Here is a 25,000-nt window from a genome sequence, read left to right as displayed (position 1 = left end):
AGCTCGTTCGCTCAGATATCAAGCAACCACCTCTTTTTTTGCTCGAAATGGCATCAATCCTGACTATTGCCGGATTTAAATTGAACATTTGAAAAGCCAATTTATAATTGCCATCTCAAATGTTTAATTGGAATACCCTCATGCATCAAATCCTCGATAGCCATAAGGAAGAGCAAATCATCCCGCTGTTCCGCTTGGGGTTCCGACCCTTCTTCTTGTTCGGGGCTCTGTTTGCGGCAGTCGCCATGTTGCTCTGGCTAGGGCAGCTCAACGGTTGGCTTACCTTGCACGGGATTGCCAACCCGATCTGGTGGCATGGTCATGAGATGCTGTTTAGTTTCGGGGCCGCCATCGTCGCGGGTTTTCTGCTCACCGCGGTGCAGAATTGGACGGCCCATCCCGGTGTTCGAAGCTGGCCATTGGCAATGGTGGTGGGGTTGTGGATGTTGCCAAGGACCTTGTTACCCTGGCTGGGTGAAGAGAATACGCTCCTGATGGCGGCAGACCTGCTCTGGTTGCCGCTTTGCACCTGGTTCCTTGCCAAGCCTATCTTGATAACCCGGCAATGGCGCAACCTTTTCTTCGTGCCCCTGTTGCTGATACTGACCTTGCTCAATGGTGCCAGCTGGTTATGGCAGGCCGATTGGACCACCGTTGAGCACCTATTGATCACCACTGTGCTGTTGTTTACCACCCTGATCGCCGTGATGGGTGGAAGGGTGATTCCGTTCTTCACCGCCCGGGCAACCGGTCAGGAGAAAGCTGCACCTCTGCGATGGCTGGAGCGCACAGCACTCGCTGTGCTGTGGTTTATCTTGCTGCTCTGGCTACTGTTGCCCATCCAGTGGCTCACCAGCATATATATAGTGCCTCTATATATAGTGGCGGCGAGTTTGCATCTGTGGCGACAACTGCGTTGGCATCTGCCATCGACCCTTGCGCATCCCCTGCTGTGGTCACTCCATCTCGCCTATCTGTTTATCCCTCTTGGCCTGCTCGCCCTTGCGGCACATAGCGCGGGTCTGCCCATCACACTTTCGATAGCCAGTCACCTGCTCAGCGCAGGCTGCATGGGCACCATGATCCTGGGCATGATTGCGCGAGTCTCTCTCGGCCATAGCGGTCGAGCCTTGCAGGTAGGACGCAGGGTCACTGGCGCATTCGCCCTGGTTATCGCTGCCGCCACAGTGCGGGTGGCGATTCCGCTCTTCTGGCCTGCTTATACACTGCATGGCTGGAACCTCAGCGCGCTTGCCTGGATCGCTGCCTATGGTCTGTTTGTCTGGGTCTATACCCCGATACTGATCCGCCCCAGAGCAGATGGTCGACCGGGTTGATGACTGCGGAACATGTTCAGGGTGTTGCCACCGGATAGTGGATGAGGTTGTGGAAGATCGCCGGGGCTATGCCCAGATTGCGATAACCGTGTGGACGGTCGGCAGCACAACGCACCGCCTCCCCTTGCTCCAGTGAGCGCCACTCCCCTTCCACCAGCACCTCCATCATGCCGCTGATGACGATGACATGCTCGGTCACTCCCGGCTCATGAGGCTCGGATTCACGCTGGTAACCCGGCAACAGGGTCAGCTCAAGCAACTCGAAACCAAACCGGTTTTCATAAGGGAAGAGCGGTGCCACTTGCATGCCCTCTCCCGCTGGCTGCTGGCGAATGGCATCGGCGGTGCGATAGAGCACCTCTGCCTGCGCAGCGGGTATGGGCTCAATGAAACTGGAAAAGGAGACTCGAAACCCGGTGGCTATCTTCCACAGCGTCGCCACCGTTGGGCTGGACTCTCCCCGCTCAATCTGCCCCAGCATCGCCTTGCTGACACCCGTTTCGCGCGCGGCGGCATCCAGGCTCCAGCCGCGCTCGCTGCGCAGCCCCTTCAGTCGAGCAGCCAGATGCTGACTCATCTCTTGCATAACTGCCTCTTTATTACTCTTGCACGATGCACCTTGTGCGCTATAGCGCACAGCGATATAGTCAAAGCTGTATTGTACGTAATAACGCACAGCGCGTCACAACGCCAAGAGGAAGAGTCATGCCCTTCGCCATCCCCCATCTGGTCGCAGGCTTTATCGCCGTGATGGTCGGCTACACCAGCTCCGTCATCCTGATCATCCAGGCCGCCACGGCAGCGGGTGCTGATACTGCCCAAGTCGCCTCCTGGCTCTGGACGCTGGGGATCGGCATGGGGGTGAGCTGCATCGGCCTCTCTCTCTATTACCGCATACCCATACTAACCGCCTGGTCCACACCGGGCGCGGCACTGCTGATCACCACGCTGGGCAACTTCACTCTGGCGGAAGCCATCAGCGCCTTTGTGATCTCGTCCCTGCTGATCACTCTGTGTGGCATTAGCGGCTGGTTCGACCGTTTGATGAAACATATCCCGGCTCCACTGGCCGCCGCCATGCTCGCTGGCGTGCTGCTCAGATTCGGATTGGATCTGTTCAAGGTCGCCCCGCAAGATCCCTTGCTGCTTGGCACCCTGCTGCTGGCCTTCCTGCTGGGTCGTCATCTCTGGCCCCGCTATACCATGGTGTTGGTACTGGGAGTGGGGATGCTGATCTGCAGCGTGCGGGGGGATTTGCAAATGGGCACCCTTCACTGGCAACTCGCCAGCCCGGTCTGGACATGGCCAGCCTTCTCCCTTGATGCTCTGTTTGGTATCGCGCTGCCGTTGTTCATTGTCACCATGACATCGCAAAACATGCCGGGGATTGCCATCTTGCGAGCCCATGGCTATCAGCCTGCCACCTCCTCGCTGATCAGCTGGACTGGCCTGACTGGCCTGCTGCTCGCCCCTTTTGGCGGTTATGCCTTCAATCTGGCCGCCATCACTGCCGCCATTTGCATGGGCAAAGAGGTCGACCCGGATACCAAGCGCCGCTGGCCTGCTGCGGTTTGGGCGGGTTGCTTTTATCTTGTGACCGGCTGCTTCGGCGCAACCGTCGCGGCCCTGTTTAGCGCCTTTCCGGCAGCCCTTGTCACCTGCGTCGCCGGATTGGCCCTGCTAGGTACCATCGGCAGCAGCCTGCACTCTGCCTTGCAACAGGATGAAGCGCGAGAAGCTGCGCTGCTCACTTTTATCATTACCGCGTCCGGGATCAGCCTGCTCGGCATCGCGGCAGCCTGCTGGGGTCTGCTGATTGGTCTGGCTATCTATCAGTTCCAATCATATCGACAAAGGAATCAATTGAACCTCAAACCGTGAACCTCTGCACACTATCCAGATAAAATGATTCACAAGTGAAACTAATTTCCTTCTAGTGGTGCCAGGGCACCAATCTTCCCGGACATGGTGCCCTGTCAGGTTCCATGCAACGGAGAATAAAAATGAAAAATCAGGCTGTCTTGTTACTACTGGCCATACTGGGTGCCACGAGCGTCCAGGCTGCCGATACGGATCGAGAGCTGGCTCGCCAGCTCGCACTTCAGCAGAAAAACCTGCTGCCCCTACTGAGCAATCAGCAATACCAGAGCCCGCTTCCCAACCTGCTGCAGAAGGCCAGCCCGCGCCTTAAGCGGCAGGCGACCGATGCCAACCAGGCGGCCATCAGCCGGCAAGGACTGGATGGCGAGGTCAAGCAACTGATGCAGTTGCGACTGGCCAACACCGATCAGGCCGCAGCACTGCAACAGGGGGTCGAACCGCTGGTCGCCTATGTTCCTAGTGGGGATGAGAAGAGCTGGAGCGCCATTGAAGCGTTCGATAGCGCTGGCAATCCCGTCTATCTGGATGTGGACAAGGCACCGGCCCGGCCGGTTCTGGTAGTCGAAGCCGATCCCGTCAAAGCCAAAAACGCAGGCTTGAAGGTGATGCGCAAGGCGCTGGCCGATGCGGATCTGCAAAGCGCTCCACAAGTGGCGGCCAGCACGGCGCCACTCAAGACCAGTATCCTGAAAAAGATCAGATTGAAGGATGATCAGGAGCCCTGGCTGCTCGGCGCAGCCGAAGTGTATGCGGTGGTCGCAGGGGTCAATCCCAGCCGGGATGAGCCTGTGGTCGATATTGTCGACATGCCCTACCTCGACTATGACAACACAGACTACACCCCCAACCAGATCCTGGTTTACTGGGATCGCTATCGCTGGGGTGCCGTCGATGTGGTGATGATGGAGCAGGATGACAACGTCAACTACAAGGAGCTGAGCGCCCTGCTGATTGAAGCTCTCAAACTCGGCTTTACCGCGGGTGGCGTGCCGGAAGCCCTGCCCTTCCTCGATCTCGGCGGTCGCATCGTCAAGGCACTGCCCGACTCATGGATGACCAACAACGACGACTATCTGGATACCTTCTACACACTGGAACAGGATCAGGTCTATCGCCAGTATCCGGGGGCTGCAGGTAATGCGGTTATCGATCTTGAGCCAAAAGAGATCGCCCCGACCAGACCTTGATAATCGGCCATAACGAAAAAGCCAATGAGCAACTCATTGGCTTTTTGCTTTTATCGCGGTGACCACCGGTCAACCCTTGGGACGAACCCCCAGAGTATGGCAGATGGCATAAGTCAGCTCGGAGCGGTTCAGGGTATAGAAGTGGAAATCCTTCACCCCTTCCTGACTCAGCACGCGCACCTGATCAATGGCGATACTCGCCCCCACCAGATTACGGGTCATCTGATCGTTATCCAGTCCCTCGAAACGCTGATGCATCCAGCGCGGGATCTTCACGTTGGTAAAACCGGCAAACTTGGCCAGGGTCTGGTAGTTGGAGACCGGCAGGATCCCCGGCACGATTTCGGCATCGATGCCGATGGCGGCGCAGCGATCCCGGAAGCGCAAATACGTTTCCACATCGAAGAAGAATTGGGTGATGGCACGGTTGGCACCGGCATCGATCTTGCGCTTGAGGTTGAGCAGGTCGGATTGCGCACTCTTGGCCTCCGGGTGACCTTCCGGATAGGCGGCAACCGAGATATCGAAGTCCGCCTCTGACTTGAGCAGGGCAACCAGATCGGTGGCATACATATCCGGCTTCTCCAACCCCTGCGGCAAATCACCGCGCAGAGCCACGATGTGACGAATACCGCTGTTCCAGTAATCGCGGGCGATGGTGCGCAATTCGTCGCGGCTGGCATCGATACAGGTCAGGTGAGGCGCCGCAATCAGGCCGGTCCGCTCCTTGATGTCCTTGATCACCTTGTGGGTGCGATCACGGGTGCCGGAGTTGGCGCCATAGGTGACGGAGACGAACTTGGGTTCCAGCACTTTCAGCCGTTCGATGGACTGCCAGAGGGTATTTTCCATCCCTTCACTATTGGGCGGAAAAAACTCGAAACTGACCGATATATCGCCATTCAAATCTGCCAAGCTCTGGTTGAGCGCCTCAACCTGACGTGCACTGTGAAATCCCATCTGCTCTTCTCCCTGTCCTGCAATCCATCTGCCTACGTCAAAACGGATGTTTGGACGTCTAAACGTCTTTATATTTATGAGCAAAACGACACAAAGTCAACAGGGATTTACCTCACATCCGATCTGACGAACTTCATATTTACAAAATTAACGGTACGTAACCGAAAAGTGCCCATCCCAAAATCGCCCCAGTCGAGTTATGATGGGGGCAGATCGTCCTGGACGTTCTGAATCTGCGTGTGATTGTTTGGCCGGAGGTTTCTCCGGCCCCTTTTCATCTATTTCCCACTCCTGCCGATAACAGAATGAGTCTTTGCAGGAGCACCATCATGGATACCCACCCCGGCTTTGCCACCGACTTGCTGTTTGATCGCTACCAGGGCGAGGTCATCCAGCATGAGCAGTTTTGGGCGGTTCGCACGCCGGATGCTCCCGACTACTACTTCGGCAACTACCTGCTACTCCCCACCCCGCCCAGCGACCATGACAAAGGCTGGCTGGAAGCCACATTTGATCAGCTGATCGGCCAGGATCCTCGAGTGCGCCACCGCACCTTCCAATGGCCACTAGCAGCCGGGCAAAACAGCCGGATCGCCGGTTTTGTCGCAACGGGATACCAATATATGGAGTGCGTGGTGCTGGCGCTGGATGAGCAGAGCTGCCCACCCCCTCACGACGACATGAACAAGGTTAAGGCGCGTACTTTCACCACTGCTGATTGGCCTGAGTGGCTCGACTTCGAACTCCATGAGCGGGATGAGGGACACTCGGAACAGAGCTATCTCCCCTATCTGCGATCCCGCCAGGCGCTCTATCAGGCCATGATTGCCGATGGTCTCGGGGACTGGTGGGGGATCTGGAAAGAGGGACAACTGGTCGCCAGCTGTGGCCTCTTCTTCTGCGGCACACTTGGGCGCTTCCAGTTGGTACGCACGCACCATGCGTGGCGCAACCAGGGGTTATGCCGCCAGCTGCTGAGTCAAGTGGCTCGCGCAGGATTATCCCGCGCCAAGCAGCTAATCATAGTGGCTGACGAGCATTACCATGCCCAGCGCATTTACCGCTCTCTGGGGTTTGCCCCGGTTGCCCGCATCGGCAGCCTCTGCCGCTGGCCCCACGAAGCACAATAAAGCGATACATACTGGCCACGAGCCATAAAAAAAACGGGAGGCTGATACCTCCCGTTTTTATTGATGCCGATGACCTATTGCTGTGGCTGCTGTGGCGCCTCCAGCTCGTTGGAGAGCGCCTGCTCCACCTCATCCGACGGCGCCGGTAATGGGGCAGCGGCCGCTGATGCGGGTTCTGCGGGAGTCACAGCCGGTGACACCACGGCCGATGTTTCACTGGTCGCGGGAGCTGCGGACACCTCAGTCGTCGGCGCCGAAACAGGAGCAGGGGCAACCGCATCACACTGACAATCCGCGCTCTTGGCCTTATTGCCCTGATGAGGGGCATACCAACCCTTCAAGCCACCTTCCAGTCGATCCGCGGCAGCCTTGGGCTCCATCTTGCCAAGCAGCACAGCCTGACTCACCTCTGCCAGTTCATCCCCCAACTTGGGCGTACCACGGGAGAGGATCTGGGTCGCCACCCGAATGGTCGAGTCACACTGATCGCGCCACTCCATCATCTCTTTGGCCGCCGGATTGGTGACATCGAAAAAGTGGTTGGAGAGGGAGAAGAATCCCGGCAGCGAGTTGGTATAGAGCTCGGCAAATTGCGGCGTCGTCAGCCATTGCAGGAAGGCCATTGCACCCTCTTTGTTCTTGCTGGCCGGATTCATCCCCATACCGATATCGGTGTGGTCGGTAAAGAAACAGCCATCACCCTGTTTGGCCACCGGCGGACGCATGACGCCAAAATCGACCTTGCCGGTGAAGGGGGCAATCTCCCAGGAGCCCGCCACGTAGAAGGCGGCCTTGCCCGAAGTGAACAGCTCGTTACTGGTCGCATAATCGCGGCTCTCGCCACCTTCACCGAGGTAGGAACGCCAGCGGGCCAGCTCGTCGAACACCTTCACATATTGCGGGTTGTCCAGCCGCTCCTGCCCGCCGATCAGTGCCAGACGGCCGTCCTCCCCCTTCCAGTAGTTGGGGCCAATGTTCTGGAACCCCAGTTCGGAGGCAACCCAGCTCTCGGAACCACTCATGGCCAGCGGCACATAGCGACCGTCGGCCTTGATCTTGTCCAGCACGGCGAAGAACTGATCGCGGGTTTGCGGCAAGGTGAGTCCCAACTCACTGAAGATCTTCTTGTTATAGAAGAAGCCATGGATCACCGAGGCCATGGGGACGCAGAAGGTCTGGGCTCCGGAGTCAGTCTGCCACGGTGACTGGGCAAAACTCGGGAAGTTCTCCATCCCTGCCATTTCGGTCAGCTCGGCCAGATGGCCCGCCTTGAACAGGGCGAGCGAGTCATCAAACGGACGACAGGTAATAAGATCCCCCGCCTTACCGCCTTTCAGGCTCTCCCACAGAGTGGGCATGTAGTTGACGTTTTGCACTGGATGAAAACTCACCTTGATGCCGGGATGAGCCGCTTCAAACGCCGGGATAATCTTCTGCTCCCACAACGCCTTGTCATCGGTTCGCCAGCTTTCAATCACCAGCTCGCTGGCCATCAGCTGGCCACACAACAGGAGACTCAGGGCTCCAATCCACTTTTTAGACATAAGCCCTCCTAGACCTTGAAATGTGCGATCAATTGCTGCTGTTTGGCGACCAGGTCGGCCAGCACTTCGCTGCTGCTGGCGGATTCGCGCGCCTCCCGCTCGGTCTCGTATGCCACATCGGCAATACCGGCGATATGACGAGCAACCCCCTGACTGACGGAGATCTGCTCCTGAGCAGCATGGGCCACCTGATCCGCCATCGACTTGATGGCCCCCATCCGATCGGCAATGGATTGCAGCGCCACATCCATCTCGCGGGTCTGCTCGACACAGCTCTGGGTCTGCTCCTGGCTACGCCCCATCACTTCAACCACATGCTTGCTGGAGCTTTGCAGGTTCTCAATCATCCCCTGGATCTCTTCGGTCGAAGTCTGGGTGCGATTTGCTAGCGCCCGTACCTCATCGGCCACCACCGCAAAACCGCGACCGGCATCGCCAGCACGAGCCGCTTCGATGGCGGCGTTCAAGGCCAGCAGGTTGGTCTGCTCGGCAATACTGCGGATCACATCGAGAATGCTGCCGATGTTGTTGCTGAATTCCCCAAGTTTGTAGGTGATCCCGACCGCCTCTTCCATGGCGCCAGCCAGCTGCTCGGTGATCCGGCGAGTGGTGGCCACTTTTTGGCGACCATTGCGCGCCTCTTCATCGGCCAGATCTACTTCCCGCTTGGTGCCATCGGTAGAGCGGGCCACCTCGGTGGCGCTCACTTCCAGCTCGGTAATGGCGGCGGCCACCTGATCGGTCTGGCTCTTCTGCTCCTGTACCCGGGACATGGCCCGTTCGCTGATCTCGGCGGCGCGGCTCGCTTCATCCACCAGATGGCGGGAGCCTGCATTGATTTGAGAGAGCAGCTCGCCGGTCTTGCCCGCCAGCGTATCGATGGAGCGAGAGAGGCTGCCAAATTCGCAACTGCTGCGGTAGTTGATGCGGCGTGTCATGTCGCCGGCCGCCATGTAATCGAGCTCCTTGTTGATCATCTGCAACGGGCGCTGAATGCTGCGCGCCGTGGTATAACCGATCACCAGCGCCGCAGCGGCCGACATAGCGGCAACCACCAGGATCCAGAAGCTGGCACTGCTGACCGCCGCATCGGCGTTAATCCGGCTATCACTGGCGATGGCACCGGCGGACTTGCCCATCTCATCAAGCAAATTGAGGCTGTTGACCAGACTGGCATCCAGCTGCTGATTTTGCGTGGCCAGCGACAGCGCCAGTTGCTGAGCCTGACGCATGGTTGCCAGCAAGCCCTGAGCGCCAAGTGCCAGCTCCTGCATCCGATCGAGATTGGAGACAAACCGCGCTTTCACATCATCGGGCACCAGCACCCGCTCCAACCGCTTGCGGGCCATCTCGATGTCCTTGCTCAACACCTTTTCCAGCTCGTTCAGGTCGGTTTTGGCATCGGCACGGCGGATATTCTTCAGGTCGCGGGCGATACCCGAGGTAATAAGCTCCGCCTTGTTGCGCATGGAGCGCTTGCTGGCGGTCTGTTGCAGCAGCAAATCCGCCGCCCACTGGTAGGTATCCTCAAGGCGGATAAATTCCATCTCCAACTTGTGGCGCTGCTCCAGTGCACTGACCCACTGCCGATGCTGGGCCAACACCTGATCCGCCAAGCCATAAAATTGGGTGGTAGCACTCTCGACCTGCTGGAAGCGGGCACGAGCATCCGCTACGTCGGTAAATTTACCCATCTCCTGACTCAGCTGGGCGAAGCGGTTCTGCTGCTCCTTGAACTGATTGGCCAGCTGCGGCAACTGGGCGGCATCTTCACTGGTGCGGTAGACCAGCACCCAGCGGTTACTATCCTGCAGTGCCCCCTTGAGACCTGCGACAGCAACTACCAGCGGGGTTGCCCGATCAGATACGGCAGAGAGGCCGTCATTTATACCCTTGATTTTAAAGGTACTGATCACACCAAGCAGGATCAGCAACAGCAGCATCAACACGAATCCGGCGATGATCCGCTGCACGATAGATAAGCCCATGGAGACATCCTCACTCATTGGGGGGAAGGTAAAGTGAACATAGTCACTATCGGCAGGGGTGGCGAATAACTGAAATCAAGCGGCAGGTATTTAATTGATTTGTATCGGGTTGGATCACAGTACAGACAAAATCAGCCATACGAAAAAAGCCCGGCACAAGCCGGGCTGAAAGAGACGTACTTTGCTATCTTCCGCGGTCCGTTCAGAACCGCAATCAGAATCATTAGAAGCGGTAGCCAACACCCACCATAAAGGCCATCGGGTCGATATGCGTTTTGAAGGTGCCAACACCATCAACTTTAACATCTGTATCGATATCCATGATCCAGGCTGAACCGTTTACAAACCAGCGATCTGTAACCGCCATATCGATACCGACCTGACCTGCCAGACCCCAAGAGTCGTCAAGGCTGATATTTGCACCATCAAGTGCTCCCACCCCCTTCTCATCAAAGAAGGTGGTGTAGTTCACACCCACACCAACATACGGGCGAACCTTGCTCTGGGCATCACCAAAATAGAACTGGGCCATCAATGTTGGAGGCAGATGTTTAACCTTGGCAATCTCACCAAGATCGCGAGTACTCACTCGATGGGAGAATGGGGTTGCAGCCAGCAACTCAACACCCCAGTTGTCGGTGATCATATAACCGAGGGTCAGGCCAAGCTGTTGGTTGCTGTTAATCTCGAACTCACCGTGACCCGCCACGTCATCACTGCTCTCCTGAGGAGAAACGATGGCCAAACCACCACGAACCAGAATATCACCAGCCTGATGGGCCATGGCGAAAGGAGAGGTCACTGCAGCGGCAATCATCAGAGGAAGTAATTTTTTCATCACGTAATCCCTTTTTTTGTTTTCATTTGATGCTGTAAGCCCGCTGACTATATGCCCTTGTAAATGCAAAGTTATTGATTTGGAGCAAAGGTTGCACAGAAATAAATCGATTGGTGTGACATCTTTTTGCACCCTCCCAATCTCGTTGAGTCCCCAGACAACAAGCTGAAATACCTGTTTAGACAGGTTGTAACTACCCGCATCCAGCGCCAAAAGGAGCAAACAAACCACACCTTATTGCACGGCAGTGCGGCTATTAATTGTTGTTTATATGGGCAAATCAGCGTATTTTTTGCGCCATACAAGTTACTGGGAAGTAATGGTTTATTTATGAAAAATGAGTCGAAATGGCAAAAGGTGGGGGCCTTTCTCGCGGCCGTGTGGGGAATCGGATCCTTTCTCTTTATCCTGCTCGGTTTTATTGTCGCCCTGGCCTATCTGGTATTGGTACGGCAGGGTTAATCCGGGTTGACAGAGTGCAGCAGGGTGATATTCCCCCCTTCAGCAAGCTGCTCCGGAGTCTGGCCCATGCCCTCCGCAGAGAGGGTACCAGCGTAGCCACACCACCGATTTCGCCCGCCGACTTTGGCCTGATACAGCGCCATGTCCGCCAGTTTGAAGCTGTGACTCCAGAATGAATCCGGGTACTCCGGGTGCAACGGATAGCGGCAGAACCCCAGCGACACCGTCAACCAGAGTGGCGCATCCTCTCTGCCAAAGCGGTGCTGAGCGACACGCTGGCGCAGATATTCGACCCGCAACGCCAACTCTTGCTCGTCATCCACTTGTAGCAGCAACAAGAACTCCTCCCCACCCAGCCGGATGATAGGCTCGCGCTCTCCAGTCACCACCTTGCGCAGCAGATCCGCCAACTGTTTCAGCACCAGATCCCCGATGTCATGGCCAAGGCGGTCATTGATCCGCTTGAAATGATCCAGATCCAGCAGCAATAACAGACAAGGTTTGGCCCGGTTGGCCTGCAACCAACCATCGAGATAGCGACGATTGAAACAACGGGTCAAGGGGTCGGTGAATGCAGCCATCTCCATCTGGCTGGATTTTTCCAACAAATCATCGTGTTGCTGACTGACCTTGCTGGCCATCTCCTTGAACTTGCCGCTCAGGGTCGCCATCTCGGCGCTGCTGTCGATATAGGGGATCAAGGTGGCATCTGGCCGATCGCCAAAGCGTTGCAGCGCCGACACCAGCTGCTGCAACGGGGTGAGCACAATGCTGTTGAGCCGGTACATGGCGATCATGACGCAGATAAAACTGATAAACAGCATGCCGATAAAGGTCCAGAGCGCCCCCTCCATGACGCCACTCAAGATCTTTCTCTCCTCCTCAATCACCAGAGTCAGCACCGGCTGGTTATCGCTGTTGTGCAGTCGCACCTCTCCCCTGAGCCGGGTCAGCCCAAGGTCGATCAGACGATACGTTATTTGCGGTTTCAGTGGTTTGAAGGTAGCGGTGACATCCAGATTGGCGTGGGAAATCGCCAGAGGCAGCGCGGTACGCTCCGATACCTGCTCTAGATAGGCCTTGTCGAGCCAACGTACAACCAGCAAGAAACCGTTGAATGGTGCCGACTCGTCACTGTTTCTGATCGGCTGCCACGAGTACATCAGCGGCCCCCACTGGGAAGCACGGATCCCGTGCAGATTGATGCCCCCTTGCGCCACCGAGCGCGCCCTTAACTGCTTTTTCAGTTCATCAAGGAAGTAGGGAAACTGGTCCGGATTGATCCCCGGCGCATCGGGTAGCAGGGTGCGCGTCCAGATTTCGTAGCCGGTGAGATCCATGAAGCTCATCAGGTTGAGACTAAAATCCCTCATCGGCATATCACTGAACAGGTTGGATTCGATGTACGCCCTGCTTTTGTTGTCCATAAAACGGTGACTGTCATCCCAGATGCCCCAATCCCGACTGAATGCATCCAGAGCGGCCACATCCGCCTGCACCGCCTTGGTCACGCGCAGCAGATGCTCCTTCATTCGCTGCTCTTCAATCCGGCTGGCAGCCGGGATCTGGGCCCACGCCAGCAGGACCAGCAATAGCAGGATCGCCCCCAGCCAGATGGGGAACATGGAGTAAGCTAACTGATGATCAATCGTGCGCGGAGCCTGAGCCATAACCCGATATATCCATTACCATGATGCTGAGATGCCAAGCCTGCCCACACTTGACGAGCTTCCCCCTATGCTCCCGATTTTTATAACAAAAAGGGGCCAAAGGCCCCTCGATTATAACGGCTTATCGCGCCAATAGCGGTCGTAAAAAACGAGCTGTATGAGACTCTTTATTGGTGCAAATCTCTTCCGGCGTCCCCGTCACCAGAATGCGGCCACCACCGGCGCCGCCCTCCGGTCCCAAATCGACGATCCAGTCGGCAGTTTTTACCACATCCAGATTGTGCTCGATGATGACGATGGTGTTACCGCGATCCCGCAGCTGGTGCAGCACCTTGAGCAGTTGCTGGATATCGTGAAAATGCAGCCCGGTGGTCGGCTCATCCAGAATGTATAGAGTCTGACCGGTATCCCGCTTGGAGAGCTCGCGCGCCAGCTTGACCCGCTGCGCCTCGCCGCCCGACAAGGTAGTAGCAGACTGGCCGAGACGGATATAGGAGAGGCCCACGTCCATCAGGGTCTGCAGCTTGCGCGCCACTGCCGGCACCGGATCGAAGAACTCGCGAGCATCTTCCACCGTCATCTCGAGGATTTCGTGGATGTTCTTGCCCTTGTACTTCACCTCCAGGGTCTCGCGGTTGTAGCGCTTGCCCTTGCAGACGTCGCACGGCACGTAGACATCCGGCAGGAAGTGCATCTCCACCTTGATGACGCCATCCCCCTGGCACGCCTCGCAGCGGCCCCCCTTCACGTTGAAGGAGAAGCGGCCCGGCTGGTAGCCGCGCGAACGCGCCTCCTGGGTGCCGGAGAGCAACTCGCGGATCGGAGTGAACAAACCGGTATAGGTGGCCGGGTTGGAGCGCGGGGTACGACCGATGGGACTCTGGTCGATATCCACCACCTTGTCCAGATGCTCCAGCCCCTCGACGCTGCGATAGGGCGCCGGGGTGGACTCGGTGGCCTTGTTGAGCTCGCGATGAGCGATGCGGAACAGGGTGTCGTTGATCAGGGTCGACTTGCCGGAGCCGGAGACGCCAGTGACGCAGGTCATCACCCCGATGGGCAGATCAAGATTGACGTTGCGCAAGTTGTTGCCGCTTGCCCCCTTGAGTTTCAACCACTTGCCGGTGAGCGGCGTGCGCTCGGCCGGAATGGCGATCTGCTTGCGACCGGAGAGGTAGTCACCGGTCAGCGATTCCGGATTGTCGATAATCTGCTGGGGGGTGCCCTGCGCAACAATCTCGCCACCGTGTACACCCGCCCCCGGGCCGATATCCAGCACATGGTCGGCGAGGCGGATGGCATCCTCGTCGTGCTCCACCACGATCACCGTGTTGCCGAGATCGCGCAGATGGGTGAGGGTCTTGAGCAACCGCTCGTTGTCGCGCTGATGCAGACCGATGGAGGGCTCGTCCAGTACGTACATGACGCCCACCAGCCCGGCCCCGATCTGGCTCGCCAGTCGGATGCGCTGCGCTTCGCCGCCTGAGAGGGTCTCGGCACTGCGGGACAGGCTCAGGTAGTTGAGACCGACGTTCACCAGGAAGCCGAGCCGCTCGACGATCTCTTTCAAGATCTTCTCGGCAATCTGGGCGCGCTGGCCAGTGAGGTTAAGCCCCTCGAAGAAGGCGAGCGCATCGCCGATGGACTGCTCGGCGATGGCCGGCAGGTTGCGGTTGTCGACGAAGACGTGACGCGCCTCCTCCCGCAGTCGGCTGCCGCCGCAGCTGGTACAGGATTTGTTCGCGATATATTTGGAGAGCTCTTCACGCACCGAGTTGGATTCGGTCTCCCGGTAGCGCCGCTCCATGTTGTGCAGGATCCCCTCGAACGGGTGCTTGCGCACCACAACGTCGCCGCGGTCGTTCATGTAGCGGAACTCGATCTCGGTGCGACCGGAGCCGCGCAGGATCACCTCCTGGGTCTTGACCGGCAGATCTTCCCACGGCGTCTCCAGATCGAACTTGTAGTGCTCGGAGAGGGATTTCAGCATCTGGAAGTAGTAGAAGCTGCGCTTGTCCCAGCCACGGATGGCGCCGTTGGCCAGACTGATGGCCGGATCGCCGATCACCTTGGCAGGATCGAAATATTGCTGCACCCCGAGGCCGTCACAAGTCGGGCAGGCACCGGCCGGATTGTTGAAAGAGAAGATGCGCGGTTCCAGCTCCGACATGGAGTAGCCGCACTCTGGGCAGGCGAAGTTGGCGGAGAAGGTCATGGGGGTGACGCCCTCCTCCCCGTCCATCGGCACTACCAGCACTATGCCGCCGGAGAGGGTCAGCGCCGTCTCGAACGACTCGGCCAAACGCAAGGCAAGGTCCTCGCGCACCTTGAAGCGATCCACCACCACCTCGATGGTGTGCTTCTTGTGCAGCTCCAGAGTCGGAGGATCGGAGAGGTCGCACACCTCGCCGTCGATACGGGCACGGATGTAGCCCTGGGCCGCCAGATTCTCCAGCAGCTTGGTGTGCTCCCCCTTGCGATCACGCACCACCGGGGCCAGCGGCATCAGCTTGCTCCCCTCCGGTTGGGCCAGCACCTGATCCACCATCTGGCTGATGGTCTGGGCGGCGAGCGGAATGGCGTGAGTCGGGCAGCGGGGCTCACCGACCCGGGCAAACAGCAGACGCAGGTAGTCGTAGATCTCGGTGATGGTACCGACGGTCGAGCGCGGGTTGTGGGAGGTGGACTTCTGCTCGATGGAGATGGCGGGCGAGAGCCCCTCGATATGGTCGACGTCCGGCTTCTCCATCAGGGAGAGGAACTGGCGGGCATAGGCGGAGAGGGACTCAACATAGCGGCGCTGTCCCTCGGCATAGAGGGTATCGAACGCCAGAGAGGATTTGCCCGAACCGGAGAGGCCGGTGACCACGATCAGCTTGTCGCGGGGCAGGGTCAGATTGATGTTCTTGAGGTTGTGGGTGCGAGCACCCCGGACCACGATCTTTTCCATCTTGTTGCACGCTCGATACAGAAACCTGAGCGAGTCAGTATGGCATAGAGACTACTGGATGAATAGACAGGCATTATCTATCGCCGTTATCCTTTTTTACGATGGATAGCCCCTTCGTCACACCCTGACCAAGGCGGCGAGTTTGCCCCCAATCCACACCAGCAAGCGCTCGCCCGCAGAGTGATCAACTGTTACTATTGGGGGCTAAACCTGAATCAGAACACGCGAAACGAGCACTCTGATTGCTGCAACGGTTATAGAAAAACCATGCTGTTCAATATGATAACGACATGGTCATGAAAAAAGCGCGGTAACTTATTTAGTGGGTCCAGGCCTTGCCTGACCGGAATATAAAGGTGGAAGAGAGATTATGGCCAGTCGAGGCATCAATAAAGTCATTCTGATCGGTAACCTCGGGCAAGACCCGGAAGTACGCTACATGCCGAGTGGCGGTGCTGTGACCAACATTACTCTGGCTACCTCCGAAACCTGGCGCGACAAGCAGACCGGTGAGCAGAAAGAGCGTACCGAATGGCACCGCGTCGTCTTCATGGGCAAGTTGGCCGAAGTGGCTGGCGAGTACCTAAAGAAGGGCTCCCAGGTCTATGTGGAAGGCAAACTGCAGACCCGTAAATGGCAAGATCAGAGCGGCCAGGAGCGCTACACCACTGAAGTGCTGGTCGACAGCTTCACTGGCGTGATGCAGATGCTGGGTGGTCGTCCGCAAGGCGGTCAGGGCATGGGCCAGAACATGGGTGGCCAATCCCAGGGTAGCTGGGGTCAGCCGCAGCAGAGCATGCCTGCCCAGCAGCCGATGAATCAGCAGCGCCCGGCACCGGCTCCGCAGCAGAATATGCAGCCGCAAGGCGGTTATGGCCGTCCTGCCCAGCAGCCGCAATCTGCGCCGCCGGTATATAACGAGCCGCCGATGGATTTCGACGACGATATCCCGTTCTAAGAACAGAATATTGAAAAGGCCCTGATAACTCAGGGTCTTTTTTTATGCACTCAGGCTGAACCTCTCAGCCCGAAAGGGATATAACGCTTTATGGTTGCCTCCCCTACAGTGATGGATATCCTCCACAGGAGCGCTTTGTGAAAAGTGCAATGAAACTGCTCACCCCTTTATTGCTAATGCTGACCAGCATGCTCTCCGGCCAGTTGCTGGCAACGCCACTCAAGGTCGGGGTCAGCTTTGCCATCCCCCCTTATGTCATCGAAAGTAATCAGCGTGGCATTGAGCTGGATCTGCTGAAAGAGGCGTTCGCTGGCAGCGGCTATGAGCCCAGCTTTGAATTTCTGCCACTGGAGCGTACCTTCCGCCTGTTCGAGTCAGGAAAGCTGGATGCCATCATCAACGTCAGACCCGGTATGGTTGATCCTCACGTTCTGACCCAGCCAGTTATCACCTTCCATAACCGGATCTTCACCCTGCGCAGCACCCACATCAGCACTCTGGACGACCTGCATTCAAAACGGGTCACCGCCTTTCAACGGGCAAGGATCATTCTGGGGGGCGCGTTCGCCACCATGGCCAACCAGAATCCCCACTATGAGGAGGTAGCCAAGCAGCAGGTGCAGGTACATCAGCTAATGCGCGGCAGGGTAGATGCCGTCGTACTGGAGGAGCGGGTGTTCTACTACTACCTCGACCAGCTGATTGCCACCGCCCAGGCAGGCGAGCACTACGAGCGCAATCAGGTCAGGCAAGCAGACCTCTTCCCGCCCACCGTCTATCACTTTGCCTTCCGAACGGCCGATGCTCGCAATCTGTTTGATAAGCGCCTTGAGGCGATGCGTCAGGATGGTCGTTATCACCAGATTTTCGCGGCTTACGGCGCCACGCCGTGAGCCACAAACATAAAAGCCAGCCGGTAAGGGCTGGCTTTGTACTGGCTCCGAAGGAACAGCAGTAGGGGAGCGTTACTTCATTGCGCTGCCGTTTTTCAGTTCTGCTTTCTGACGTTTGGCTTCGCGTTTCTCTTTCAGTGACATCTGCGGTTTTTTCTTGGCATCTTTGCCGTTGTGATGTTCTTTGTTACTCATCATCAAACTCCAAAAATGTTACCCAGACAGTTGGTTCCTCATGGGAGCCAGCATGCCATCCGAATCATCAACTTCAGTACGCTTGGTGGGATGGTGCAAGACCATCACCAGACCCAGCATACCCTCCAGCGGCATCCGGATCCAGCCTCATTCTCGTCCAAAAGATGTCGCGCGCAGCCCCTTGAGAGGGGAGGCCAAACGACCTCGACAGGAAAGACCCAAAAAGAGTAATTCGCATTATTAAATGTTGTCACGCTTATATTAAGTCATCGTTGGCTAGATATTTTCACGGAGAAATATAAATCCCTCTCATTATTTATTGCCGCGCAAGAGGTCACCATTTTAATAAGCATTCGCAATATCATCGGAAACATCAGGTTACAACACCGAATAGGTTATTTCCGGTCAGCCGGATATAATACGCGCCGCACCGAAATATCCGTTTTTATTCAGGAAGCTGTGACATGAACAGAAAAACCAGAGCCGCCATGGTGTCGGTCTGCTCCAATATCAGTCTGATCATCATGAAAATGGTGGCCGGGTTCGCCAGCGGCTCGGTCAGTATCATCTCGGAGGCGATCCACTCCGCCATGGATCTGGTGGCGGCCCTGATCGCCCTGTTCGCGGTGAAAAAGTCCGATCTCCCGCCTGATGAGCGCCACCCCTATGGTCACGACAAGATTGAAAATGTCTCCGGCGTCATCGAAGCACTGCTTATCTTGCTGGCCGCGAGCTGGATCATCTTCGAAGCCGTCGACAAGCTGATCACCCCCAGCCCCATCGAGAGCATTGGCTGGGGCGTACTGGTGATGGTGATCTCGGCGCTGGTCAACAGCGGCGTCTCTGCCTACCTCTACAAGGTGGCCCGAGAGGAGGAGTCGGTCGCGCTGGCTGCCGATGCGCTTCATCTCAAGGCGGACGTGCTCACCTCCACCGGGGTCGCCGTCGGTCTTGGCGGGATCTGGCTGGCCGGTCTGTTCGGCCATTCACTCGCCATCCTCGACCCGATGGTCGCCATTGCGGTCGCCATCTTTATTGTCAGAGAGGCGATCAGCATGCTCAACGAGGCCTTCCAGCCGCTGATCGACCAGAGCATGAGCCCGGAAGAGCTGGCAATGACCAGCCGCATCATCACCGAATGCTGCCCTGCTGCCAGCGGTTTTCACGATCTGCGCAGCCGTCGTGCCGGTCGTCGTCGCCATATCGACTTCCACCTCACCCTGCCCCCGGAGATGAGCATCGGCGAAGCCCACGATATCTGTGATCGCATCGAACACGCCATCATGGAGCAACTGCCCCACGCCATCGTGCTGATCCACGTCGAGCCGGAGGAGCAAGAGCTGCCCTCACCGCTCGCCATAAATTGAAATGTGGCAAACAGGCGGGAAAGTGGCCGCGAAATAACAGAAAGTTGGCACAAACCCGCATTTTTACTGCCGGAAAGCCGATTGCATAAGAAGTGATCGGCACAACTGTGTTAGGGTGTCTAACTGTGATCTCTCTGTAGGTTGTTCACTCGGGGCATTCCCGGAGAATTGGAGGCACCAACCAAACCAATCATCCGAGGTGCCCGAGTGAACAATCATAAAAATGCCCGATTAACCGTCTTTGGTCGACAGCTTCTTGTCCAGCGTATCCTTGAGCAGGGCCTGCGCGTTGAAGAGGCCGCTCACGCTGCCGGGGTCAGTATCCGCACCGCTTACAAGTGGCTCACTCGATATCGCCAGGAGGGACCTGATGGTTTGTACAATCGCTCTTCTCGACCCGCATCTTGCCCTCATGCCATTGATGACCAGCGCCAGCAGAGGATTATCGAACTGCGCAAGCAGCGACGGACCTATCGGCACATCAGCCAATATCTGGGCATAGGGCACAGTACTGTCGCCCGCATCTTGCAGCGCATGGGACTTCATCGATTGGCCAATCTGGCCCCAGCTGTTCCAGTACAACGCTATGAACATGAGAAACCGGGTGACTTGCTGCATCTGGACATCAAAAAGTTGGGGCGTTTCCACCGTCCCGGCCATCGTATCACCGGCGACCGCAGCAAGGACTCACGCGGCGCAGGGTGGGAGTGTGTTCATGTGGCGATTGATGACCACTCCCGTGTGGCGTTCAGCGCTCTGCATCCTGATGAAACGGGACGCAGTGCCTGCCTGGCGCTGTTACAGGCACTTCGCTACTACGCCGGGCTCGGCATTTGTTTCAGTCGGCTACTCACGGACAATGGAGCCTGTTACCGGTCGAAACGCTTCCAGAAGCTGTGTCGTCGGCTGGGGCTCAAGCATCTGCGCACCAAGCCTTACACACCACAAACCAATGGCAAAGCAGAGCGCTTCATTCAGACCGCCCTGCGTGAGTGGGCTTATGCACGGAGCTATGACTCGTCAGAGCAACGGGCAGAGCACTTGCAACCGTGGTTGCATGAGTACAACTGGCATCGTCCTCATGCCAGTCTGGGCTACCAGCCCCCCATCAGTCGTCTTCAATCTGTGAACAACCTGGTGGGTTTACACATCTAACCACCCTGCCGCAGGAGCGCGCCGTGAAAAAGCTGGAAATGAAAGATCTGACCGAGGCCGAAAAAGCCGAGATAGCCTTGTTATTGCAAAAGGCACAAGCCAATGCAGACCACCAGCTGACCAACGGAGAGCGGAACAAGATCCGCGAAGAGGGTCGCCTGAAAATTGTGGCCGACCGCGCCGAAGCGGCCAAGGCAGCCTCCAAGCTGGCTCGCGAGAAAGCCAAAGAGCGTGCCAAGAATCAGGTACTGCCGGAAACCTTCAGCTGGATTGATTCGGTCAGCAACAAGTTTCGCAGCAAGCGCTGATCCCTTCTTGCAAAACGCCCGCTGGCACTTGGTGCATGCGGGCGTTTGCATGTCTGGGCGATGCTCGATGCGCCAGATTTGGCGCTGCCATTGATTTGCCGCTCAGAAGCTAATCGCAGCAGCAAAGAAGTGATTTACATTGTGAGTTAGAGAGAACGACAACTGACAATCCCCATCTATCGCCAGCTTTTCATTTTTTCTCATATTTTTTGCCAGAACTGGCTACATAGTCAGGACAAAAAAGCCGAATCTGGCTTGCCACAGGGTGATATGAGTCTGCACTGATTTTTCTATGCCGTTGAAATGCATCATGTTTACTATAAAAAATGATATTTTTGGCTGTTACAAAACATTAATATCGAGATAAAGTTTGCTTTAAAAATGAGAGCGTGTTTTAATCTTTCTCGATGGTTCGGCAGTTCAGACCTGATTATGTTAGGCAGTCATTTTAGTAAAGCAGTGATTAGCATAAGCGTTATCCTCGGATAATTCTTATCAAATAATTCTCCTTCTTTAGTGCTCCCCATACGTATTGCTGACGAAAAATCAAAAATTGCCATTTAGGTGGCATTCAACACTATTTAAGGAAATTATTATGTCTAACAAAATGACTGGTACCGTTAAGTTCTTCAACGCTGAGAAAGGTTTTGGTTTCATCTCCCCGGCTGACGGCAGCAAAGACGTGTTCGTACACTTCTCCGCTATCCAGTCCACCAGCTTCAAAACCCTGGACGAAGGTCAGCGCGTTGAGTTCACCATCGAGCAAGGCCAGAAAGGCCCGGCTGCTGCCAACGTAGTTGGTCTGTAATTCAAGCCGGAGCATGCTGCTGATGGCTTATGCCAACTGCTGACAGCTCTGCAAGAATTTAAAAAAACCCGCTTCGGCGGGTTTTTTGTTTTTCCCCGCTTTTTCCTCACTGATCTCCCCTCCCCCGACCGCTTGATCCCTGCCTTACACGCTCTCACCGCTTGAGTCTCACAATGAGCTCCGAATGGACTCAAAATGTAAAATAGTGACGAAAAAGTCAGGTTATCCGCTGTATTTGCCGCGAATTCTTGCTATTTTGCGCGCCACCAACGCAAACGATTTCCTTCACACTTTCAGGATTAGTTATGGCAAAGCAAGATATGGCCGCCCAAACAGGGACAGGCGGCTTTCTGGACTCTTATTTTTCCATTTCTGCGCGCGGCAGCAGCGTGCGCCAGGAGCTGGTCGCGGGGCTGACCACCTTCCTGGCGATGGTCTACAGCATCATAGTGGTGCCGAACATGCTGGGTGCCGCCGGCTTTGAGCAGGGCCCGGTGTTTGTGGCCACCTGCTTGATCGCCGCCTTCGGCTCCCTGCTGATGGGGCTGTGGGCCAAGCTGCCAATGGCTATCGGTTGCGCCATCTCCCTCACCGCCTTTACCGCATTCAGTCTGGTACTGGGTCAGGGACTGAGCATTCCGGTCGCGCTGGGCGCCATCTTCCTGATGGGTGTGCTGTTTACCCTGATCAGCGTCACCGGCGTGCGCCAGTGGATCCTGGATAACCTCCCCTCCGGCATCGCTCACGGCACCGGCATCGGTATCGGTCTGTTCCTGCTGCTGATCGCCACCAACGGCGTCGGCATGGTGATCAAGAACGAAGGGGCCGGTTTGCCGGTTCAGCTGGGTGAAGTGACCGCCTTCCCGGTCATCATGACGGTGCTGGGTCTGGCCGCCATCTTCGGTCTGGAGCGTCGCAAGGTGCCAGGCGGAATCCTGATGGTGATTATCGCCATCTCCATCCTCGGCCTTATCTTCGACCCGAAAGTGACCTGGCAGGGCTTCTTCGCCATGCCGAGCCTGACTGGCGAGAAAGGCTCTCTGGTAGGCAGCATGGATCTGCTGGGCGCCCTCAATCCGGTAGTCATTCCGACCGTACTGGCGCTGGTGATGACCGCCGTGTTTGACGCCACCGGCACCATCCGTGCCGTGGCCGGTCAGGCAGGCCTCATCAACGAACGTGGCCACATCATCAGCGGCGGCAAGGCCCTGACTGCCGACTCCGTCAGCAGCATGGTGGCAGGCGCCGTAGGTGGTGCTCCGGCTGCCGTCTACATCGAATCCGCCGCAGGCACCGCGGCCGGTGGCAAGACCGGTCTGACCGCCGCGCTGGTCGGCGTGCTGTTCCTGCTGATGATCTTCCTCTCCCCGCTCAGCTATCTGGTACCGGCTTACGCCACCGCACCAGCCCTGATGTACGTCGGTCTGCTGATGCTGGGCAACGTCACCAAGCTGGACTTCAGCGACTCGGTCGATGCCCTCGCCGGCATGCTGTGCGCCGTCTTCATCGTGCTGACCTGCAACATCGTGACCGGTATCATGCTGGGCTTCGTGGCGCTGGTCGTTGGCCGCATCTTCGCTGCCGAGTGGAAGAAGCTGAACATCGGCACCGTCATCATCGCCCTGGCGCTGGTGATCTTCTATGCCGGTGGCTGGGCCATCTAACCCGTCCGTTTTATTCCGGTTATAGCGAAGGGCCCTGCGGGGCCCTTTTTCATGGCTGTGAGTCAGCTAACAGTTTCCCGCCCGCCAGCCCTGCGCCGTTTCAGATTGAAACACCCATACCCCTTCTGCTGTTTCAAATCCGAACCAAATCGCCCGTCATTTTTATCCCTTTTTCTGTCGTTAGACTGGCTCCATCAACCATTTGCCCACCCGAGCGGTGGCAAGCCAAGGAGTGAGCCATGAAGAAACTGATCAATGCCGTCGATGCCGTGGTCCGTGAACAACTGATGGGGATGGCAGCCGCCCACCCGGAGCTCAAGGTACGTATCGAACCCCACTACATCACCCGCGCCGACTCCCCCGTGATGGGCAAGGTGGCGCTGGTCTCCGGCGGTGGCAGCGGCCACGAGCCGATGCACGGCGGGCTGGTGGGCAAAGGGATGCTGGATGGCGCCTGCCCCGGCGAGATCTTTACCTCCCCCACCCCGGATCAGATGTACGAGTGCGGTCAGGCCGTTGATGGCGGCGCGGGCGTGCTGTTTCTGGTGAAGAACTACACCGGCGACGTACTCAACTTCGAGACCGCGGTCGAGCTGCTGCACGGCGACGGGGTCAAGGTGGGCTTCGCCCTGATCGATGACGACGTGGCGGTCAAAGACAGCCTCTACACCGCCGGTCGCCGTGGGGTTGCCACGACCGTGCTGTGCGAGAAGCTGGTCGGTGCCGCCGCAGAGGCGGGCTACGATCTGGCGCGCTGCGAGGCGCTGGCCCGTCGCATCAACAACCAGAGCCGCACCATAGGCGTGGCCATGCATGCCTGCACCGTGCCGGCCGCAGGCAAGCCCTCCTTCACCCTGGCGGACAACGAGCTGGAATTCGGCGTCGGTATCCACGGCGAACCGGGCATCGAACGTCGCCCCTTCACCGACCTCAATACCCTGGTGGACGACATGTTCAGCGAGCTTGCTGACAACACCCCCTATGGCCGCACCCTGCGCCACTGGGATCGCACCAGCGGCAGCTGGCAGGAAGAGCACACCTTTATCGAACCGCTCAACAAGGGCGATCGGGTGATCGCGCTGGTCAACAGCCTGGGCGGCACCCCCATCTCCGAGCTCTATGGCGTCTATGGTCGCCTTGCCACCCTGTGCGAAGAGGCGGGCATCCATCTGGTGCGCAACCTGATCGGTCCCTACTGCACCTCCCTCGACATGACCGGCATCTCCATCACATTGCTCAAGGTGGATGACGAACTGATGACCCTGTGGGATGCCCCCGTTCACACCCCAGCCCTGCGTCGCGGCTGCTAAGGAGTGCCGATAGCCATGCTAAGCAAACACCACATCGTCAACTGGCTGCTCGACTGCGAACACATCTTTACCGAGCAGCGTGACTACCTCACCGCGCTGGATACCGATATCGGCGACGGCGACCACGGCCTCAACATGCAACGCGGCTTCGCCAAGGTGGCCGAGAAGCTGCCGGCAGTAGCGGACAAGGATATCGGGCAGGTACTGAAAACCACCGGCATGACCTTGCTCTCCTCGGTCGGCGGTGCCAGCGGCCCGCTCTACGGCACCTTCTTTATCCGGGCGGCGGCCAGCAGCGATGCCTGCCAGAGCCTAAAGCCTCAGCCAGCTGTGCAAGATGCTGAGCGACGGGGTGGAGGGGATCGTCTCCCGCGGCCGTGCCGAGCCGGGCGACA

General features: G+C 57.4%; 20 protein-coding genes and 1 pseudogene. 13 read left to right on the top strand and 8 right to left on the bottom strand.

Features of this window, described 5'->3' with window-relative positions:
• Nucleotides 1–140: 140 nt before the first annotated feature.
• A complete protein-coding gene (locus ACTG1K_RS24415; RefSeq protein ID WP_425854709.1) occupies nucleotides 141–1,337 on the top strand; it encodes an NnrS family protein in 1,197 nt (398 codons plus the stop codon).
• Between the two features lie 16 nt (nucleotides 1,338–1,353).
• On the opposite strand, the gene ACTG1K_RS24410 is transcribed toward ACTG1K_RS24415, so the two are convergent.
• Entirely contained in the window at nucleotides 1,354–1,923 is a 570-nt protein-coding gene (locus tag ACTG1K_RS24410) for a helix-turn-helix domain-containing protein (RefSeq protein WP_440004673.1), read from the bottom strand.
• 119 nt (nucleotides 1,924–2,042) lie between these two features.
• On the opposite strand from ACTG1K_RS24410, the gene ACTG1K_RS24405 reads away from it, so the two are divergent.
• Nucleotides 2,043–3,218 carry a benzoate/H(+) symporter BenE family transporter gene (locus ACTG1K_RS24405; RefSeq protein WP_440004674.1) on the top strand — a complete coding sequence of 392 codons (1,176 nt, stop codon included), beginning with the start codon at nucleotides 2,043–2,045 and terminating at the stop codon, nucleotides 3,216–3,218.
• Between the two features lie 122 nt (nucleotides 3,219–3,340).
• The gene (locus tag ACTG1K_RS24400) at nucleotides 3,341–4,405 is read left to right on the top strand and encodes a DUF3103 family protein (protein WP_425854706.1); all 1,065 of its coding nucleotides are present in this window, start codon (nucleotides 3,341–3,343) and stop codon (nucleotides 4,403–4,405) included.
• A 69-nt stretch (nucleotides 4,406–4,474) separates the two neighbouring features.
• Here the strand turns inward: ACTG1K_RS24400 and metF are convergent, their stop codons facing one another.
• The gene (gene metF, locus ACTG1K_RS24395; RefSeq protein WP_005340191.1) at nucleotides 4,475–5,365 is read right to left on the bottom strand and encodes a methylenetetrahydrofolate reductase; all 891 of its coding nucleotides are present in this window, start codon (nucleotides 5,363–5,365) and stop codon (nucleotides 4,475–4,477) included.
• A gap of 329 nt (nucleotides 5,366–5,694) precedes the next feature.
• On the opposite strand from metF, the gene ACTG1K_RS24390 reads away from it, so the two are divergent.
• Nucleotides 5,695–6,495 (top strand): GNAT family N-acetyltransferase, encoded by an 801-nt coding sequence (locus ACTG1K_RS24390; protein WP_330125708.1) that lies wholly within the window; start codon nucleotides 5,695–5,697, stop codon nucleotides 6,493–6,495.
• Nucleotides 6,496–6,569: 74 nt separating this feature from the next.
• Here ACTG1K_RS24390 and ACTG1K_RS24385 read toward each other — a convergent pair whose 3' ends face one another.
• The 5 genes from ACTG1K_RS24385 to uvrA all read right to left on the bottom strand — a co-directional run bounded on the left by ACTG1K_RS24385 (nucleotide 6,570) and on the right by uvrA (nucleotide 15,947).
• On the bottom strand, nucleotides 6,570–8,039 hold the full coding sequence (locus tag ACTG1K_RS24385) for an ABC transporter substrate-binding protein (RefSeq protein ID WP_257688022.1): 1,470 nt from the start codon (nucleotides 8,037–8,039) through the stop codon (nucleotides 6,570–6,572).
• A gap of 8 nt (nucleotides 8,040–8,047) precedes the next feature.
• Nucleotides 8,048–10,027: a HAMP domain-containing methyl-accepting chemotaxis protein gene (locus tag ACTG1K_RS24380; RefSeq protein WP_005341553.1), complete on the bottom strand. Its 1,980-nt coding sequence runs from the start codon at nucleotides 10,025–10,027 to the stop codon at nucleotides 8,048–8,050.
• Nucleotides 10,028–10,250: 223 nt separating this feature from the next.
• Nucleotides 10,251–10,865 carry an OmpW family outer membrane protein gene (locus tag ACTG1K_RS24375; protein WP_440006778.1) on the bottom strand — a complete coding sequence of 205 codons (615 nt, stop codon included), beginning with the start codon at nucleotides 10,863–10,865 and terminating at the stop codon, nucleotides 10,251–10,253.
• Nucleotides 10,866–11,323: 458 nt separating this feature from the next.
• Nucleotides 11,324–12,997 (bottom strand): diguanylate cyclase, encoded by a 1,674-nt coding sequence (locus ACTG1K_RS24370; RefSeq protein ID WP_440004675.1) that lies wholly within the window; start codon nucleotides 12,995–12,997, stop codon nucleotides 11,324–11,326.
• Nucleotides 12,998–13,118: 121 nt separating this feature from the next.
• A complete protein-coding gene (gene uvrA, locus ACTG1K_RS24365) occupies nucleotides 13,119–15,947 on the bottom strand; it encodes an excinuclease ABC subunit UvrA (RefSeq protein WP_440006919.1) in 2,829 nt (942 codons plus the stop codon).
• Nucleotides 15,948–16,317: 370 nt separating this feature from the next.
• Here uvrA and ACTG1K_RS24360 point away from each other — a divergent pair, with 370 nt between their 5' ends.
• Entirely contained in the window at nucleotides 16,318–16,905 is a 588-nt protein-coding gene (locus ACTG1K_RS24360) for a single-stranded DNA-binding protein (RefSeq protein WP_058059298.1), read from the top strand.
• Between the two features lie 149 nt (nucleotides 16,906–17,054).
• The gene (locus ACTG1K_RS24355) at nucleotides 17,055–17,798 is read left to right on the top strand and encodes a substrate-binding periplasmic protein (protein WP_270820893.1); all 744 of its coding nucleotides are present in this window, start codon (nucleotides 17,055–17,057) and stop codon (nucleotides 17,796–17,798) included.
• A 72-nt stretch (nucleotides 17,799–17,870) separates the two neighbouring features.
• On the opposite strand, the gene ACTG1K_RS24350 is transcribed toward ACTG1K_RS24355, so the two are convergent.
• Nucleotides 17,871–17,993 carry a hypothetical protein gene (locus ACTG1K_RS24350; protein ID WP_005306071.1) on the bottom strand — a complete coding sequence of 41 codons (123 nt, stop codon included), beginning with the start codon at nucleotides 17,991–17,993 and terminating at the stop codon, nucleotides 17,871–17,873.
• A 464-nt stretch (nucleotides 17,994–18,457) separates the two neighbouring features.
• Here ACTG1K_RS24350 and ACTG1K_RS24345 point away from each other — a divergent pair, with 464 nt between their 5' ends.
• From ACTG1K_RS24345 to dhaL, 7 genes and pseudogenes are all read left to right on the top strand, one after another.
• Nucleotides 18,458–19,360: a cation diffusion facilitator family transporter gene (locus ACTG1K_RS24345; protein WP_440004676.1), complete on the top strand. Its 903-nt coding sequence runs from the start codon at nucleotides 18,458–18,460 to the stop codon at nucleotides 19,358–19,360.
• Nucleotides 19,361–19,567: 207 nt separating this feature from the next.
• The gene (locus ACTG1K_RS24340) at nucleotides 19,568–20,515 is read left to right on the top strand and encodes an IS481 family transposase (RefSeq protein WP_440006056.1); all 948 of its coding nucleotides are present in this window, start codon (nucleotides 19,568–19,570) and stop codon (nucleotides 20,513–20,515) included.
• Nucleotides 20,516–20,538: 23 nt separating this feature from the next.
• Nucleotides 20,539–20,823 carry a DUF3811 domain-containing protein gene (gene yjbD, locus ACTG1K_RS24335; RefSeq protein ID WP_005340165.1) on the top strand — a complete coding sequence of 95 codons (285 nt, stop codon included), beginning with the start codon at nucleotides 20,539–20,541 and terminating at the stop codon, nucleotides 20,821–20,823.
• A gap of 595 nt (nucleotides 20,824–21,418) precedes the next feature.
• Nucleotides 21,419–21,631, top strand: coding sequence for a transcription antiterminator/RNA stability regulator CspE (gene cspE / locus ACTG1K_RS24330; protein WP_005316548.1), 213 nt, complete (start codon nucleotides 21,419–21,421; stop codon nucleotides 21,629–21,631).
• A 305-nt stretch (nucleotides 21,632–21,936) separates the two neighbouring features.
• Nucleotides 21,937–23,295, top strand: a complete 1,359-nt coding sequence (locus tag ACTG1K_RS24325) for an NCS2 family permease (RefSeq protein ID WP_440004677.1) — start codon at nucleotides 21,937–21,939, stop codon at nucleotides 23,293–23,295.
• A gap of 239 nt (nucleotides 23,296–23,534) precedes the next feature.
• The gene (gene dhaK, locus ACTG1K_RS24320; protein ID WP_005340163.1) at nucleotides 23,535–24,605 is read left to right on the top strand and encodes a dihydroxyacetone kinase subunit DhaK; all 1,071 of its coding nucleotides are present in this window, start codon (nucleotides 23,535–23,537) and stop codon (nucleotides 24,603–24,605) included.
• 15 nt (nucleotides 24,606–24,620) lie between these two features.
• Nucleotides 24,621–25,000 (top strand): annotated as a pseudogene (dhaL, locus tag ACTG1K_RS24315) (dihydroxyacetone kinase subunit DhaL); the annotation flags it as partial.

Source organism: Aeromonas sp. 102P (assembly GCF_051920345.1).
GTDB lineage: Bacteria > Pseudomonadota > Gammaproteobacteria > Enterobacterales > Aeromonadaceae > Aeromonas > Aeromonas veronii.
Note: the sequence above shows the minus strand (reverse complement) of the source record. Positions and strands in the feature narration are given on the sequence as shown.